Genomic DNA, 13151 nt, shown 5'->3' on the forward strand with positions numbered 1-13151 from the left:
CGGAAACATTTGCATACAAATGAGTTTGGAAGGCGGCGGTCTGGGCGCGTCCGCTTATTCCCGCCCGCGCCGCCGCCCCTCGTGGCCTTCGCGCGAGCGCCGGCGCGGCGCGGCGTCGCCGGCAACGCCATCCTCGCTGACCGTCTTGCGCGGCGGCAGTTTCACCGCCGCGGACAGTTTCGGGAACGGGTCGACCTTGTTGGGCAGCGCCATGGCGTAAACGAAATGCTCCTGGAATTTCGGTTCCAGCGCCGTCTCGATCTTCTCGATCTTGCTGACCGTGTCCTCGATCTCGCGGCGATAGCCGCGATTGAGCAGCGCCATGCGGGCACCGGCGCCGGCGGCGTTGCCGACCGCCGAAACCTTGTCGAGGTCGCAGTCCGGGATCAGGCCCAGCACCATGGCGTATTTCGGATCGATGAAGGAGCCGAAGGCGCCGGCGAAATGGATGCGGTCGACATGGTCGGTGTTCTGCTTTTCCATCAGCAGCTTGGTGCCGGCATAAAGCGCCGCCTTGGCGAGCTGAATGGCGCGGACGTCGGTCTGGGTGATGGTGATCTTCGGCCCATCTTCCTTCAATACGGCGGAGCCTTCCTTCAGCACGTAGGAGAAGGTGCGGCCGTTGGCGGTGACACGCGGCGAGCGGGCCGAAAGTCCCCCGTCGATAACGCCGTCCTCGGAAATGATGCCGGCGAGATACATCTCGGCCACCACTTCGATGATGCCGGAGCCGCAGATGCCGGTGACGCCGGTCGCCTGGACGCTGTCGAGGAAGCCAGGCTCGTCGGACCACAGCTCCGAGCCGATGACGCGATACTTCGGCTCAAGCGTGTCGGGATCGATGCGCACGCGCTCGATGGCGCCGGGTGCTGCGCGCTGGCCGCCGGATATTTCAGCGCCCTCGAAGGCCGGGCCGGTCGGAGAAGAAGCAGCCACGACCCGCGCACGGTTGCCGAGCACGATCTCGGCATTGGTGCCGACATCGACGATCAGCATCATCTCGTCCTGGCGGTGCGGGCCTTCCGACAGCGTGACGGCCGCCGCATCGGCGCCGACGTGGCCGGCTATACAAGGCAGCATGTAGAGCCTGGCGCCCTGGTTTAGCTTCAGGCCGATATCGGATGCCTTGATGTGAACCGCACCCGAAACGGCCAGCGCGAAGGGAGCGCCGCCAAGCTCGGTCGGATCGATGCCGAGGAACAGATGGTGCATGATCGGATTGCCGACGAAGACGGAATCCAGGATGTCGTTGCGCTGCACATTGCCTTCGGCGCAGACCTTGTCGACCAGACCCGAGATCGCCTCACGCACGGCGACCGTCATGCCTTCGCGGCCGTCCGGGTTCATCATCACATAGGAGACACGGCTCATCAGATCCTCGCCGAAGCGGATCTGCGGGTTCGACGTGCCGGACGAAGCGGCGACGCGGCCAGACAGCAGCGACACCAGATGCATGGCGATGGTGGTCGAGCCGATGTCGCAGGCGAGGCCATAGGCTTCGTTCTTGAGGCCGGGCCACAGCGCCACGACACGCGCGGTCTCGCTGTCGGCATCCTTGTAGATGGCGGCGGTGGCGGTCCAGTTGCCCTTGCGCAGGATGCCTTGCACCTGCGGCAGCAGATAGAAATCGAAATCGAGGCTTTTCAGGCCCCAGTCGTGCATCAGCGCGATCTTCAGGCGGTCGAGGTCGCCAAGCGGCTTGTGCATGTCGGGTTCTTCGATCTCGACATAGCACATGCGGATCGCTGAATCGCGGGCGATCACCCTGGTATCGGCATCCTTGCGGATGGTCTGCGCGTTGATGACGGTGTCTTGCGGCACGTCAATGACGAGGTCGCCGAGGATCTGCGCCGAGCAGGAGAGGCGGCGCCGTTCGGGCAGGCCGCGGACGCGCTCATAGCGCTCTTCCTTGGCACCCTTGGGCGTGATGTGGTCGTTGGAGGAAACGATCTTGTGCTTGGCGAAATTGCCTTCCTGCACTTCGATCTGGCAGCGTCCGCAGGTGGCGCGTCCGCCGCAGACGCTTTCGACATAGACGCCGAGCTGGCGCGCGGCATCGAGCACGGGCGTGCCGACAGGAAACCGCCCGCGCTTGCCCGACGGCATGAACAGCACGAGCGGGTCGGTGATGTTTGCAGGTGAATTCACGATTGCGCGCTTATCCTCGACCCATACGGGCTTCACGGCCACCACGACGGCGGCCACCGTTGTTGGCGCCTTCGCCCGGCGCATTGACTTGCGTAGGGGCAGCTACCGCCTGGCCGCCTTCGGCCGGCTTGTAGTCCTTGTAGGTCCTGATCCAGTTGGTGCAGTTCTCGTCGGTGCCGTTCAGCACGTTGGCGCCACGCACGGCTTCCATTTCCTGCGGACGCACCGGGTTCATGATGGCTGATGTCATGCCGGCACCGATCACCATCGGGATGAAGGCGGCGTTGATGCCGTGGCGATGCGGCAGGCCGAAGGAGATGTTGGACAGGCCGCAGGTGGTGTTGACCTTGAGCTCTTCACGCAGGCGGCGCAGCAGCGCGAACACCTGGCGGCCGGCATCGCCCAGCGCGCCGATCGGCATGACCAACGGGTCGACGACAACGTCATGCGCCGGAATGCCGAAATCGGCGCAGCGCTGCACGATCTTCTTGGCGACGGCGAACCGAACATCCGGATCCATCGAAATGCCGGTCTCGTCGTTGGAGATGGCGACGACGGGCACATTGTATTTCTTGATCAGCGGCAGGATGGCTTCGAGCTTTTCTTCCTCGCCGGTGACGGAGTTGACCAGCGGGCGGCCCTTGGCGACCTTGAGCGCGGCTTCGATCGCGGCGGTGACCGACGAGTCGATCGACAGCGGCAGGTCGACCAGCCCTTGCACGATCTCCAGCGTCTGCACCAAAAGGCCAGGTTCGGTCTCGTTCGGGTTGACCGAGGTGACACCGGCATTGACGTCGAGCATGGTGGCGCCACAGGCTGCCTGCTCGAGCGCGTCCCTGATGACGGTCTCGAAATTGCCCGCGATCATCTCGGCGGCCAGCTTCTTGCGGCCTGTCGGATTGATGCGTTCACCAATCACGCAGAACGGCTGGTCGAAGCCGATGATGATTTCTCGGGTCGCCGAGGCGACGATGGTACGGGTCATGAATTCTTCTCCGCCATGATATAAAGATTTCTTTATATCGTTGTTTGTTTTCGTTCAAGCGAATGGGGGCCTTCCGCGCCGTCAGTGCGCGGTCTTCACCATGTCCACCTGCGTTTCGGTAATGTCGTCGTGCAATATGCTTTCGAGCCGGTCGGCAACCATCTGGTCGTCACGACGGATCTCGCGTTTCCATGGCTGGCGGCCCTTCAGCACGCCCGATTCATCGACGATCTCGGCGACGTATTCCTCCTGCCGGTAGGCCATCACATGGACGCCGGAAACGCCTGATATTTCCTTCACCTCGTTGATGATGTCGATGCAGAGCTGCTTGCCTTCCTTCTTCTGGTCCTGGGCGCCTTCCAGCCGCTTGATGACCGAATCGGGGATATGGATGCCCGGCACGTTGGAGCGGATCCACTTGGCCGTCTTGGCCGAGGCGAGCGGGCCGACGCCAACCAGGATGAAGCATTTTTCGGTGTAACCGAGATCGCGCACCTTCTGCATGTAGGTGCGAAACATCGGCACGTCGAAGCAATACTGGCTCTGCACGAATTGAGCGCCGGCTGCGATCTTCTTGCCCAGCCGATGCGGGCGGAAGTCGATCGGCGGCGCGAACGGATTGATCGCAGCACCCAGGAACAGCTGCGGCGGCGTCGTCAGCTTGCGGCCGGACAGAAACTTGCCGTTGTCGCGCATGATGCGGCAGGTCTCGAGCAATGACATGCAGTCGAGGTCGAACACCGGCTTGGCGCCGGGCTGGTCGCCGGCCTGCACGCCGTCGCCGGTGAGGCACAGCATGTTGGCGACGCCCATCGCGGCACCGCCCAGCACGTCGCCCTGGATGGCGATGCGGTTCTTGTCGCGGCAGGCGATCTGCATGATCGGCGCGTAGCCCATGCGGGTGAGCAGTGCGCAGATGCCGACCGAAGACATGTGGCAGTTGGCGCCCGACGCATCGACGGCGTTGATGGCGTCGACCCAGCCGTCGAAGATTTTTGCGCGATTATAGACGTCCTCCGGATCGGCGCTGTCGGGCGGATTGAGCTCCGTCGTCACCGCGAACTCGCCGCGCCGAAGCACGCGCTCCAGTCGGCCGCGCGAGGTGTGGCCGGGCAGGGGCTCGAGCGGCAGGTGGATGCCAGCCGGGTTCTCGTCGCGCTGGCGTCCGATCATGCCGATGCCCCGGTGTTCGCCGCGCCATTCTTGGCGGCAGCGGCGGCTTCGCGCGCGGCGGCGGCCTGCGCGGTCACCCGCAGCCAGGCCGAGGTTTCGCGCAGAGACTGGTCGACCGGCTTCTGTACCGTCAGGATCTTGTCGCCGTGAACCATGTTCTGCGAGCCTTCCCAAGCCTTGACCCAGACGCAGGGCATGTCGGGCTCGACCTCGCAATTGCCGTTGGCGCGGACGCCGCCGCAAGGGCCGTTGCGCAGCTGCTTGGGGCAGTTCATCGGGCACGACATGCCGGTTGACGACAATATGCACTGGCCGCACATGCGGCAGTCGAACATGAAGCCCTTGACGCGCTTCTCGACGAATTTGATCGGCCCTTCGACGCGGCCGTAGCCAATGCCCTTCCACAGGGGATGGAGGAGCAGGAACATGTCGGCGAATTTGGCGTAGAACCATTCGAGCAATCGCGAATGCCTGATCGACCACAGCCGAACCGCGAAGGAACGCTGCACGCGCCGCTGCGGCGACACGTCGGCCGGCTTGTAGTCGGATTTCGGCGCTGCCTTCTTGACCAAAGTGGCCTGGGTAACCGCCGGGGTGGTGTCAGACATTTTCTTTGCCGCCCGCCTTGACCAGAGCGACCAGCCGCTCGCGGTCGTATTTGGTGTCGATGTCGTTGAACGCCTTCTCGACCTCGGCTTCGAGGTCGTCGCCGACCGGAATGGGATCGGCCTTGCGCCATTCGGCCAGATAATCGTCGGTGCCGCCGGCGCCGGTGCGCATGGCGCACATGTCGATCGCCTCGGTGAAGCGCAGCGGCAGTTCGCGCTTGGCATTCTGCCGACCCTTCTTGACGATGATCTGGGCAGGGATGTCGCGCCAGTAGACGACGATCAGATCGGCCATGAATTCTCACTCCCGTAGAGCGCCCTGTGTCCACTTGGACGCACAAAGGACGCTCTACCACTTCAATCTGCTGCGTCGAGCTTTCCGAAGATCGATTCCGATTTTCGGGCCGATGCAGTGTCGGAGCATTGCCGGAAGCGCGGTGGGGCCGCTTGTTATGGGACGACGCGCGCGCATTCAAAAGCGACGCATTTGGATGTCGTAAAATGAAAGGTGGGTTTATTCGTTTGCGGCGCGAGCCGGCGGCAGGTTCGACGCGTCGGAAAAGCCGGCGCGCGGCATGCGGATCCGGGAGAAGGAGGCGCTACCAGATGCCGGTTCTGAGGCCAGTCCAGAGGTAGAACCAGATCGTTGGGTGATACCATTGTTGCGACGGCAGGCCCGGGTCGATGGTGGTAAGTTTTCCGGCCAGCGCGTCGCTGACTGCCTCGACGCAGATGTCGCGCGAGAACGCGGCCTGACGAAGCGCGTAACTGGAGATGGTGTCGCCGCGTTTCGGCCGCCCGTGCACCTGTTTCAGCACGCCGCCCGTGTCGACGCCGGCATCGACCAGATGCACGGTGGTGCCGAAATTCTGCGGATCGCCTGAAGTCAGCGCCCAGTAGCCGCCATTCATGCCGCGGTATTTCGGCGTGATGCCGGCGTGATAGTTGAGCACCGGGCACGGCATCCGGGCCAACATGTCCTTCGACAACAGTCTGCAGCCGTTAAGCAGGACAACGCCAGGCCGGATCTTCTCGATTGCCTCGAGGCACTCCGGCCCATTGGCGGAAGCAACATGGATGATTTCCTGGCCTCGCCGCGGCTCGACCTCGAGCCTCTCCTCAGCAATCAGCCGCGCGGCATGGCCGGCAAGGAGCCGCTTGCCAAGCCTGCTCAGCACCATCGTGCCGAGGTGGCCGATGGCGGAGATCCAGCCTTGGCGGCGAGCGCGACCAATCAGCAATTCCTTTTTGGATTCAGGCGTTTCGAGAATAACGCTGACAGGGCCGACGCGGTCGGCGATCGCATTGACGATCGCCCAGACATGCTGGCCTCCTCCGGTGACGACCACGATCCGCGTACTGGATTCCGATGCTGCCATGGATCTTGCCCCCTCCAAGCAACCCGTTCTCGACAATGGGCGGGATGCTAGGGCGTTCGGGTTAATCCTTGGTGATCAGCTCTTCGATACACGGTCAGCGTTTGAACTCGATGATGTCGAGCTTCGATTCATAGTAGGGCGCCGGGAATTCGATGCGCCATTCCTTGGCGTTGTTGCGGAAGGCATAGCCGATCTGGTCGGTTTGCGGACCACTGCCATAGGGCTTTGCCGGATCGCTGTTGACATAGAAGGAGCCGAGATAGATCGCACGTTTCTCGCCATCGTCGAAGAAGCGCCCCTTGGTGCGCTGCGAGCCGCTGATCTTTTCCAGCCGCCAGCCCGAACCGTCGTCGATCACCTTGCACTTGAACCAGCCATAGATGACGAGCGGCAAAGATCCGCCGGCCTTGATGGTGCGGCACTGCCAGTTGCCGGTCAGATCCTTGTCGGAGAAGGCCACCAGCGGCTTCGCCAGCAAGGCGTCGAGTTGTCTAACCTCGGCGGGGTCGCCCGCTTTCGCCTCGGCGAGCGCCGCCTTGCGGGTCTCGCCATATTTGTCAAGTCGCGCCTTGTCGGCGGCGGTGATGAGTTTCTGTATCTCGCCATCGGCAAGGGCGGGAAGAGTGCAGCAGAGCAAGCCGACAAGGGCGAACAGCGGGCGATGGGTCATAGGAAGCCTCCGGTTGAAGTCTGGCGCAGCGCCGGCTGGTGCATAACTTATCGGGTCGTTGGCGCCTGTCATCCGTGCTTAACAGCGTCACGGTCAAAAATCATGGTGTGACGAATGCGAATCTTGCTCACGGGATCGTCGGGTTGGCTGGGCAGCGCGCTGACGCCGCGGCTGCGCGCGCTTGGGCACGATGTCACCGGGCTCGATCCGGTGCCATCGGCGGAAACGCGGATGATCGGCTCGATCGCCGACCGCGACCTTGTCATGCGGACGGTCAGGGACAACCAGATCGACGCGATCATCCACAGCGGCGCGCTGCACAAGCCCAACATAGAGAGCCGCGCCAACAGCGATTTCGTCGCCACCAATGTGCAAGGCACGCTGAACCTGCTCGACGCGGCGGTGGCGGCCGGCGTGCAGCGCTTCATTTTCACCTCGACGACCTCGCTGATGATTTCGCAAGCGATACGCGACGGGTTAAGCGGTGGCGCGCGCAAGGCGGCATGGCTGACGGAGGCAATGTCGGCCGAGCCACGCAACATCTATGGCGTCACCAAGCTTTCGGCCGAGCATCTCTGCCGCCTCTATCACGTCCAGCACGGGCTGCCGGTGGTGGTGCTGCGCACGGCGCGCTTCTTTCCGAAGCCGACGACATGGCGCATGGGATCGAGCAGTCGGATGCCAACACCAAGGCCAATGAGCTGTTGTTTCGCCGGTTGACGGTGGAGGACGCGGCCGATGCCCACATCCTTGCCCTGGAAAAGGCGCCACAGCTCGGCTTTGATATTTTCATCGTATCGGCGCCAACGCCATTTCGACCGGAAGACTGCACTGAGCTAATCGCCGATGCGCCATCCGTCGTCGCGCGCTATTTTCCGGATTTTCCGGCCCTTTACGCGCGAAAAGGCTGGACGATGTTTTCCTCCATCGACCGGGTCTACGACGCGTCGCGGGCGAGGGACAGGCTGGGTTTCGTCTGCAAGACGAGCTTTGCCGATGTGCTAACGGAACTGCGGGCGGCCTAGCCGGTGACGGCGGCGGCCTGCGCCATTCCGGCCGTCAGGTCGCCATAGCCGGTGGCGCGGCGTTCGTAAACGAGACCGAGCATCTTTGCGGCCTTTTCGGCGACCTTGTCGAGATCGGGATCATCGGTCTGGGCGAGATAGATCAGCTTCTCGTAGTTGCCGAAATAGTCCTTGATCAACTCGGGGTGCTTGTCGAGGCCGAGAGGCTTCATGAAGAAGGCGTCGAACTGCCGGCACAGGAAGTCGGTCATGTAGAAGGACATCATGTCGTCGTCGGCGATCTTCGCGTAGGCATCCATGCCTTGATAGAAGGCGAAGCAATGCGGGCCGGCCATGCGCTCGACGCCGTGCTTCTCGCAGATGCGGTCGAGCAGGCCGCCGGTGCCGCAATCGGCATAGCCGACGAAGATGTTGGTGTAGCCTTCCGCCCTGGCCTTTTCGATCGCCTTGTCCATGGCCGGGGCGATGCGGTCCGGATAGAAATGGAATTCCGCAGGCAGGCAGGTCAGGTCGAGGTGATCCAGTCCGAGCTGTTCCTTGACGGCCAGAACTTCGCGCGCAATCATCCCACAGGCGATAACGAGCAGCCTGTCGTCTTGATTCGGTTTCGTTTTTTGCGTCTTGGCCATGGAACCAGTCGAGCGGCCTTCGTTGTTGTGGCGCTAATTTATCTGTTGAGGGAGACACCGTTCATGAAGCTGCTACGCATCACGCCGATTGCCATCCTGGCTTGCGCCTTGACCCTTGCGGCTTGCGCGAACACCGTCCGTGGCGTCGGCAAGGACGTCAAATCGACGGCCAAGGCAGTCGAGGACACCGTTACCAAGCCCTGATCCACGCACAGCCTTCCTCATCATCTGGGGACAAAAAAGCCGCGCTGCAAGGCGCGGCTTTTTTCATGGGGCATTTCGGGGCCGGCCGGCTCAGGCCGAAGCGCGAACGTTGTGCTTGCGCTTCATGTAATCCTTGGCGGTCTCGACCGCCACCGCCGCGTCGCGGCAATAGGCATCGGCGCCGACGGCCTTGCCGAATTCCTCGTTCAGCGGCGCGCCGCCGACCAGCACGACATAGTCGTCGCGGATGCCCTTTTCCTTCATCGTATCGATGACGACCTTCATATAGGGCATGGTCGTGGTCAGCAGTGCCGACATGCCGATGATGTCGGGCTGGTGCTGCTCGATGGCATCGAGATATTTCTCGACCGCATTGTTGATGCCGAGGTCGATGACGTCGAAGCCCGCGCCCTCCATCATCATGCCGACGAGGTTCTTGCCGATGTCGTGGATGTCGCCCTTGACGGTGCCGATGACCATCTTGCCCTGCTTGGGCGCGCCGGTGGCGGCGAGCAGCGGACGCAGGATGAACATGCCGGCCTTCATCGCATTGGCCGACAGCAGCACTTCCGGCACGAACAGGATGCCGTCGCGAAAATCCTCGCCGACGATGCGCATACCCTCGACCAGCGCCTCGGTGAGCACCTTGTAAGGCACCCAGCCGCGCTCGAGCAGGATGTTGGTGCCTTCCTCGATCTCTTCCTTCAGCCCGTCATAGAGATCGTCGTGCATCTGCTGCACCAACTCGTCGTCGGAAAGTTCGGAAAGGATGATCTCGTCGTCGGACATTTGTATCGAGCTCCTGCCGGCATCGCGACCATGTCGCAAAGCACAAAATATTCACGGTCATTCCTAACCCGCTAGGGGCATGTATCCATAGCTGATTTGCGACTTCCCGCAAAAGGAAAGCGACCGCAACTCTCTAGGAATTCTTGTCGATTTTGCGACAGGCGTTGGCGCTGGCGGGCCGTTTCGAATAGGGTGCATGGCTACGATCTGGCAAGAAGCGGCGAGAGGCAGCCGCTATGGATTCCAGACAAGAACAGATTCAGGGAAGAATCACCATGAGCGAACACGCGGCAGTCGATCAGGAAGCGTCAAACGCGCGACGTGGGCGCGGCGCCAGCGGCGGAGCCGCTGCCCGGCGGGCAGCACGTTCGGGCGGTGGCCCGGGCACGCAGCTCACCTATATCAAGCGCAAGATCAACGTCTATGAGGTGCTGGACGAGGAAGGCCTGGCGCTGATCGAGAAGAACACCGACACGGTGCTCGAGGAGATCGGCATCATCTTCCGTGATGACGCGGAAGCGCTGCAGCTGTGGAAAGAGGCCGGCGCCGACGTCAAGGGCGAGCGCGTGCACTTTCCGAAGGGGCTTTGCCGTTCGCTGCTCAAGACCGCGCCGTCCGTCTACACCCAGCATGCCCGCAATTCCGAGCGCTCGGTGCAGATCGGCGGCAATGCCACGGTCTTCGCGCCGGTCTACGGTCCGCCCTTCGTGCGTGACCTCGATGGTGTCAGGCGTTACGCGACGATCGAGGATTTCCGGAATTTCGTGAAGCTCGCCTATATGGCGCCGTCGATCCACCATTCGGGCGGCACTGTGTGCGAGCCGGTCGACGTGCCGGTCAACAAGCGCCATCTCGACATGATCTACAGCCACATCAAATATTCCGACAAGCCGTTCATGGGCTCGGTGACCGCGCCGGAGCGTGCCGAAGACACTGTCGCCATGGCCAAGATCGTGTTCGGCGACGATTTCGTCGAGAACAACACGGTGCTGACCAGCCTGATCAACGCCAACTCGCCGATGGTGTTCGACGAGACCATGCTCGGCGCGCTGAAAGTCTATGCGCGCCACAACCAGGCCTGCATCGTCACGCCGTTCATCCTTGCCGGCGCGATGAGCCCGGTGACGGTGGCCGGCACGCTGACGCAGGTTCTGGCCGAGGTGCTGGCCGGCGCTTCGTTCACGCAGCTGATCCGGCCGGGCGCGCCGGTGCTGTTCGGCACCTTCGCCTCGTCCATCTCCATGCAGTCGGGCGCGCCGACCTTCGGCACACCGGAGCCGTCGCTGGTTTCCTATGGCGCGGCACAGCTGGCGCGCCGTCTCGGCCTGCCGTTCCGTACCGGCGGCTCGCTCTGCGCGTCCAAGGTCCCGGATGCTCAGGCGGCCTATGAAAGCGCCAACACGCTGAACTCGACCATCCTGGCCGGCACCAATTTCGTGCTGCATTCGGCCGGCTGGCTCGAGGGCGGGCTGGCGTCCTGCTACGAAAAATTCATGATGGACATCGACCAGCTCGGCATGACGCAGAAATTCTCCGAGGGGGTCGATCTATCGGAAAACGGCCAGGCGATGGATGCCATACGCCAGGTCGGTCCGGGCAGCCACTATCTCGGCTGCGACCACACCCAGGCGAATTTCCAGACCGCTTTCTACCGCTCCAACATCGCCGACAACAATTCCTACGAGCAGTGGCTGGCCGAAGGCGAGAAGACCGCGCCGCAGCGCGCCAACGAGCTTGCCCGCCGCTGGCTGGAGAGCTACGAGGCGCCGCATCTCGATCCGAGCATCGACGAGGCCTTGAAGGACTTCATCGCCAGGAAGAAGGGGTCGATGCCCGACGCCTTCACTTGAAAGGAGCCCGAGTCAGGCGGGGCTAAAGTCGCCAGCATCATCCACAAGGAAGTCTGGCGGAGCGCGTTCTCCGATCCGGTCAAGAAGGAATGATTGCGCCTGCCTGCAGCGTTGACCGCATCTCTGCGGCGCTTCTCGCCAACGGCCTTGTCCTTCGCGGCGGTTTCAATTTCGCGCCCGGCGAAGCGTCGCCAACTGGATCATCGGGCGCGCCGGCCAGAGCCGTCCTGCTGGTGGGGCAGGGGGGTGCCGCGCCCTGGCCGCATTTCCTGCGCTGGCGGGAAAAGCAACCACGGAGCATCGCCAATCCGCTCGACACGTGGTCGCGCGAAGTGATCGGTGCCGTGGCGGAGGCATTCGGGGCGCGGGCCGTTTCGCCATCGGACAAGCCCTATCTGCCGTTCCAGCAATGGGCGATGCGGGCGGAGGGGCTGAGGCCGTCACCGCTCGGCATCCTCATGCATCCGCGATACGGGCTGTGGCACGCCTATCGCGGTGCACTGCTGTTCGAGGACACGCTTCCGGTTCGCGCCGCCGAGGCAGCGCCTCACCTTTGCGATACCTGTGTCGAGAAACCATGCCTGAAATCTTGCCCAGTCTACGCCTATTCCGCGCAAGGATTTGCCTATCAGGGCTGTCTTGCGCATGTGCGGGGAACGGACGGCGAACCGTGCCGCAGCGGCGGCTGCCTCGATCGAAACGCCTGTCCCTATGGCACAACCTATCGCTATCCGCCGGAGGTCCAGGCGTTTCACATGGCGGCATTCGCGGGACTGTAAACCGACACGCAATCCTGCACGAAATGTTGACCGCCGGGTTCAGGGAACGCCTTGCCGTATCGGTTCGGCCGGATATGTATCGCGCATCTGACGAACGGAGCCGGGCGATGACGAAACAACAGCTTCACATCGAGACCAGGGATGGCGTTGCCAAGGCGGGGCTTTTCCGCTCGGCAAAGGCATCTTCGACCAAGGCCGGCGTCATTCTTTATCAGGACGCTTTCGGTCCGCGGCCGGCGCTCGACAGCATGGCCGAGCGGCTGGCGAATGAAGGTTATACGGTGCTGGTGCCGGACCTGTTCTACCGCAATGCGCCTTACCGGCCGTTCGACGCCAAGACCGCCTTCGTCGAGGAAAAGACCAAGGCGGCGCTGACGGCGCTGGTCAGCGGCACGACGCAGGAGATGACCATCAGCGACAGCGATGCTTTCCTCGACGCTCTCGCTGCCGAGGGCGTCACCGGACCGGTCGGCACGGTCGGTTATTGCATGGGTGGCGGCCGGGCATTGAATGCCGCCGCGACCTATCCAGACAGGATAAAGGCAGCCGCGAGTTTCCATGGCGGCAATTTGGCCAGCGACGCCGCCGACAGCCCGCACCGCAAGGCAGCGTCCATCCAGGCGCGCGTTTATGTCGGCACTTCCGGTGTCGACAGAAGTTTTCCGCCGGAACAATCGGCGCGGCTGGCCGAGGCGCTCAGAGTTGCGGAAGTCGACCACGTCATCGAAAACTATGTCGGTGTGGCGCATGGCTGGTGCGTGCCAGACCACAGCGTTTTCAATGCCGCGGGCGCCGAGCGCCACTGGAAGCGATTGACGACGCTTTTCGCCGAGACACTGATCTGAGGTCAGGACTCGTTTGCCAGGCCAGAGGATGACTCGTGGCGATACACATCGCGCTGAAGAAGGCGTG

15 protein-coding genes are annotated in these 13151 nt (G+C 62.9%); 6 read left to right on the forward strand and 9 right to left on the reverse strand.

Annotation, left to right across the window (positions count from 1 at the left end):
- Positions 1–54 precede the first annotated feature (54 nt).
- From NKG99_RS11620 to NKG99_RS11650, 7 genes are all read right to left on the reverse strand, one after another.
- On the reverse strand, positions 55–2148 hold the full coding sequence (locus tag NKG99_RS11620; protein ID WP_352867483.1) for an ASKHA domain-containing protein: 2094 nt from the start codon (positions 2146–2148) through the stop codon (positions 55–57).
- 10 nt (positions 2149–2158) lie between these two features.
- Positions 2159–3133: a methyltetrahydrofolate cobalamin methyltransferase gene (locus NKG99_RS11625; RefSeq protein WP_352867486.1), complete on the reverse strand. Its 975-nt coding sequence runs from the start codon at positions 3131–3133 to the stop codon at positions 2159–2161.
- An 81-nt stretch (positions 3134–3214) separates the two neighbouring features.
- Positions 3215–4306 carry a methylenetetrahydrofolate reductase gene (locus tag NKG99_RS11630; protein WP_352867487.1) on the reverse strand — a complete coding sequence of 364 codons (1092 nt, stop codon included), beginning with the start codon at positions 4304–4306 and terminating at the stop codon, positions 3215–3217.
- On the reverse strand, positions 4303–4914 hold the full coding sequence (locus NKG99_RS11635) for a methylenetetrahydrofolate reductase C-terminal domain-containing protein (RefSeq protein WP_352867490.1): 612 nt from the start codon (positions 4912–4914) through the stop codon (positions 4303–4305). The genes NKG99_RS11630 and NKG99_RS11635 overlap by 4 nt, the downstream gene beginning before the upstream one ends.
- Positions 4907–5209: a virulence factor gene (locus NKG99_RS11640; protein WP_027034742.1), complete on the reverse strand. Its 303-nt coding sequence runs from the start codon at positions 5207–5209 to the stop codon at positions 4907–4909. Before NKG99_RS11640 ends, NKG99_RS11635 begins: the two co-directional genes overlap by 8 nt.
- Before the next feature lie 304 nt (positions 5210–5513).
- Positions 5514–6293, reverse strand: coding sequence for a formyl transferase (locus tag NKG99_RS11645; RefSeq protein WP_352867492.1), 780 nt, complete (start codon positions 6291–6293; stop codon positions 5514–5516).
- A gap of 94 nt (positions 6294–6387) precedes the next feature.
- Complete coding sequence (locus NKG99_RS11650; RefSeq protein WP_352867493.1) at positions 6388–6963, reverse strand: DUF4893 domain-containing protein; 576 nt, start codon at positions 6961–6963, stop codon at positions 6388–6390.
- 114 nt (positions 6964–7077) lie between these two features.
- Here NKG99_RS11650 and NKG99_RS11655 point away from each other — a divergent pair, with 114 nt between their 5' ends.
- Together NKG99_RS11655 and NKG99_RS11660 are read left to right on the forward strand one after the other, a co-directional pair.
- The gene (locus tag NKG99_RS11655) at positions 7078–7683 is read left to right on the forward strand and encodes an NAD-dependent epimerase/dehydratase family protein (RefSeq protein ID WP_352867495.1); all 606 of its coding nucleotides are present in this window, start codon (positions 7078–7080) and stop codon (positions 7681–7683) included.
- Positions 7617–7988 (forward strand): NAD-dependent epimerase/dehydratase family protein, encoded by a 372-nt coding sequence (locus tag NKG99_RS11660; protein ID WP_352867497.1) that lies wholly within the window; start codon positions 7617–7619, stop codon positions 7986–7988. Before NKG99_RS11655 ends, NKG99_RS11660 begins: the two co-directional genes overlap by 67 nt.
- Here NKG99_RS11660 and NKG99_RS11665 read toward each other — a convergent pair.
- A complete protein-coding gene (locus NKG99_RS11665; protein ID WP_352867499.1) occupies positions 7985–8617 on the reverse strand; it encodes a DUF1638 domain-containing protein in 633 nt (210 codons plus the stop codon). The genes NKG99_RS11660 and NKG99_RS11665 overlap by 4 nt on opposite strands.
- Positions 8618–8680: 63 nt before the next feature.
- Between NKG99_RS11665 and NKG99_RS35950 the strand changes: the two genes are divergently transcribed.
- Positions 8681–8821, forward strand: a complete 141-nt coding sequence (locus NKG99_RS35950; protein WP_502910928.1) for an EncA/B family entericidin — start codon at positions 8681–8683, stop codon at positions 8819–8821.
- A gap of 90 nt (positions 8822–8911) precedes the next feature.
- On the opposite strand, the gene NKG99_RS11675 is transcribed toward NKG99_RS35950, so the two are convergent.
- Positions 8912–9610, reverse strand: coding sequence for a cobalamin B12-binding domain-containing protein (locus NKG99_RS11675; RefSeq protein WP_126069400.1), 699 nt, complete (start codon positions 9608–9610; stop codon positions 8912–8914).
- A gap of 275 nt (positions 9611–9885) precedes the next feature.
- Here NKG99_RS11675 and NKG99_RS11680 point away from each other — a divergent pair, with 275 nt between their 5' ends.
- The 3 genes from NKG99_RS11680 (at position 9886) to NKG99_RS11690 (ending at position 13084) form a co-directional block, all read left to right on the forward strand.
- Positions 9886–11460 (forward strand): trimethylamine methyltransferase family protein, encoded by a 1575-nt coding sequence (locus tag NKG99_RS11680; RefSeq protein WP_352867503.1) that lies wholly within the window; start codon positions 9886–9888, stop codon positions 11458–11460.
- Positions 11461–11549: 89 nt separating this feature from the next.
- Positions 11550–12239: a hypothetical protein gene (locus NKG99_RS11685; RefSeq protein WP_352867505.1), complete on the forward strand. Its 690-nt coding sequence runs from the start codon at positions 11550–11552 to the stop codon at positions 12237–12239.
- A 107-nt stretch (positions 12240–12346) separates the two neighbouring features.
- Positions 12347–13084, forward strand: a complete 738-nt coding sequence (locus NKG99_RS11690; RefSeq protein ID WP_352867507.1) for a dienelactone hydrolase family protein — start codon at positions 12347–12349, stop codon at positions 13082–13084.
- The last annotated feature ends 67 nt before the right edge of the window (positions 13085–13151 follow it).

Origin of the sequence: Mesorhizobium sp. M1409, assembly GCF_040317535.1 — a bacterium.
Taxonomy (GTDB): Bacteria; Pseudomonadota; Alphaproteobacteria; order Rhizobiales; family Rhizobiaceae; genus Mesorhizobium.

What these genes read in the sequence shown, in the direction of transcription:
- NKG99_RS11680 (WP_352867503.1), top strand. Translation starts at nt 9,886, where the DNA reads ATGAGCGAACACGCGGCAGTCGATCAGGAAGCGTCAAACGCGCGACGT.
- NKG99_RS11665 (WP_352867499.1), bottom strand. Translation starts at nt 8,617, where the DNA reads ATGGCCAAGACGCAAAAAACGAAACCGAATCAAGACGACAGGCTGCTC.
- NKG99_RS11650 (WP_352867493.1), bottom strand. Translation starts at nt 6,963, where the DNA reads ATGACCCATCGCCCGCTGTTCGCCCTTGTCGGCTTGCTCTGCTGCACT.
- NKG99_RS11660 (WP_352867497.1), top strand. Translation starts at nt 7,617, where the DNA reads ATGGCGCATGGGATCGAGCAGTCGGATGCCAACACCAAGGCCAATGAG.
- NKG99_RS11685 (WP_352867505.1), top strand. Translation starts at nt 11,550, where the DNA reads ATGATTGCGCCTGCCTGCAGCGTTGACCGCATCTCTGCGGCGCTTCTC.
- NKG99_RS11655 (WP_352867495.1), top strand. Translation starts at nt 7,078, where the DNA reads ATGCGAATCTTGCTCACGGGATCGTCGGGTTGGCTGGGCAGCGCGCTG.
- NKG99_RS11675 (WP_126069400.1), bottom strand. Translation starts at nt 9,610, where the DNA reads ATGTCCGACGACGAGATCATCCTTTCCGAACTTTCCGACGACGAGTTG.
- NKG99_RS11640 (WP_027034742.1), bottom strand. Translation starts at nt 5,209, where the DNA reads ATGGCCGATCTGATCGTCGTCTACTGGCGCGACATCCCTGCCCAGATC.
- NKG99_RS11645 (WP_352867492.1), bottom strand. Translation starts at nt 6,293, where the DNA reads ATGGCAGCATCGGAATCCAGTACGCGGATCGTGGTCGTCACCGGAGGA.
- NKG99_RS11630 (WP_352867487.1), bottom strand. Translation starts at nt 4,306, where the DNA reads ATGATCGGACGCCAGCGCGACGAGAACCCGGCTGGCATCCACCTGCCG.
- NKG99_RS11635 (WP_352867490.1), bottom strand. Translation starts at nt 4,914, where the DNA reads ATGTCTGACACCACCCCGGCGGTTACCCAGGCCACTTTGGTCAAGAAG.
- NKG99_RS11690 (WP_352867507.1), top strand. Translation starts at nt 12,347, where the DNA reads ATGACGAAACAACAGCTTCACATCGAGACCAGGGATGGCGTTGCCAAG.
- NKG99_RS35950 (WP_502910928.1), top strand. Translation starts at nt 8,681, where the DNA reads ATGAAGCTGCTACGCATCACGCCGATTGCCATCCTGGCTTGCGCCTTG.
- NKG99_RS11625 (WP_352867486.1), bottom strand. Translation starts at nt 3,133, where the DNA reads ATGACCCGTACCATCGTCGCCTCGGCGACCCGAGAAATCATCATCGGC.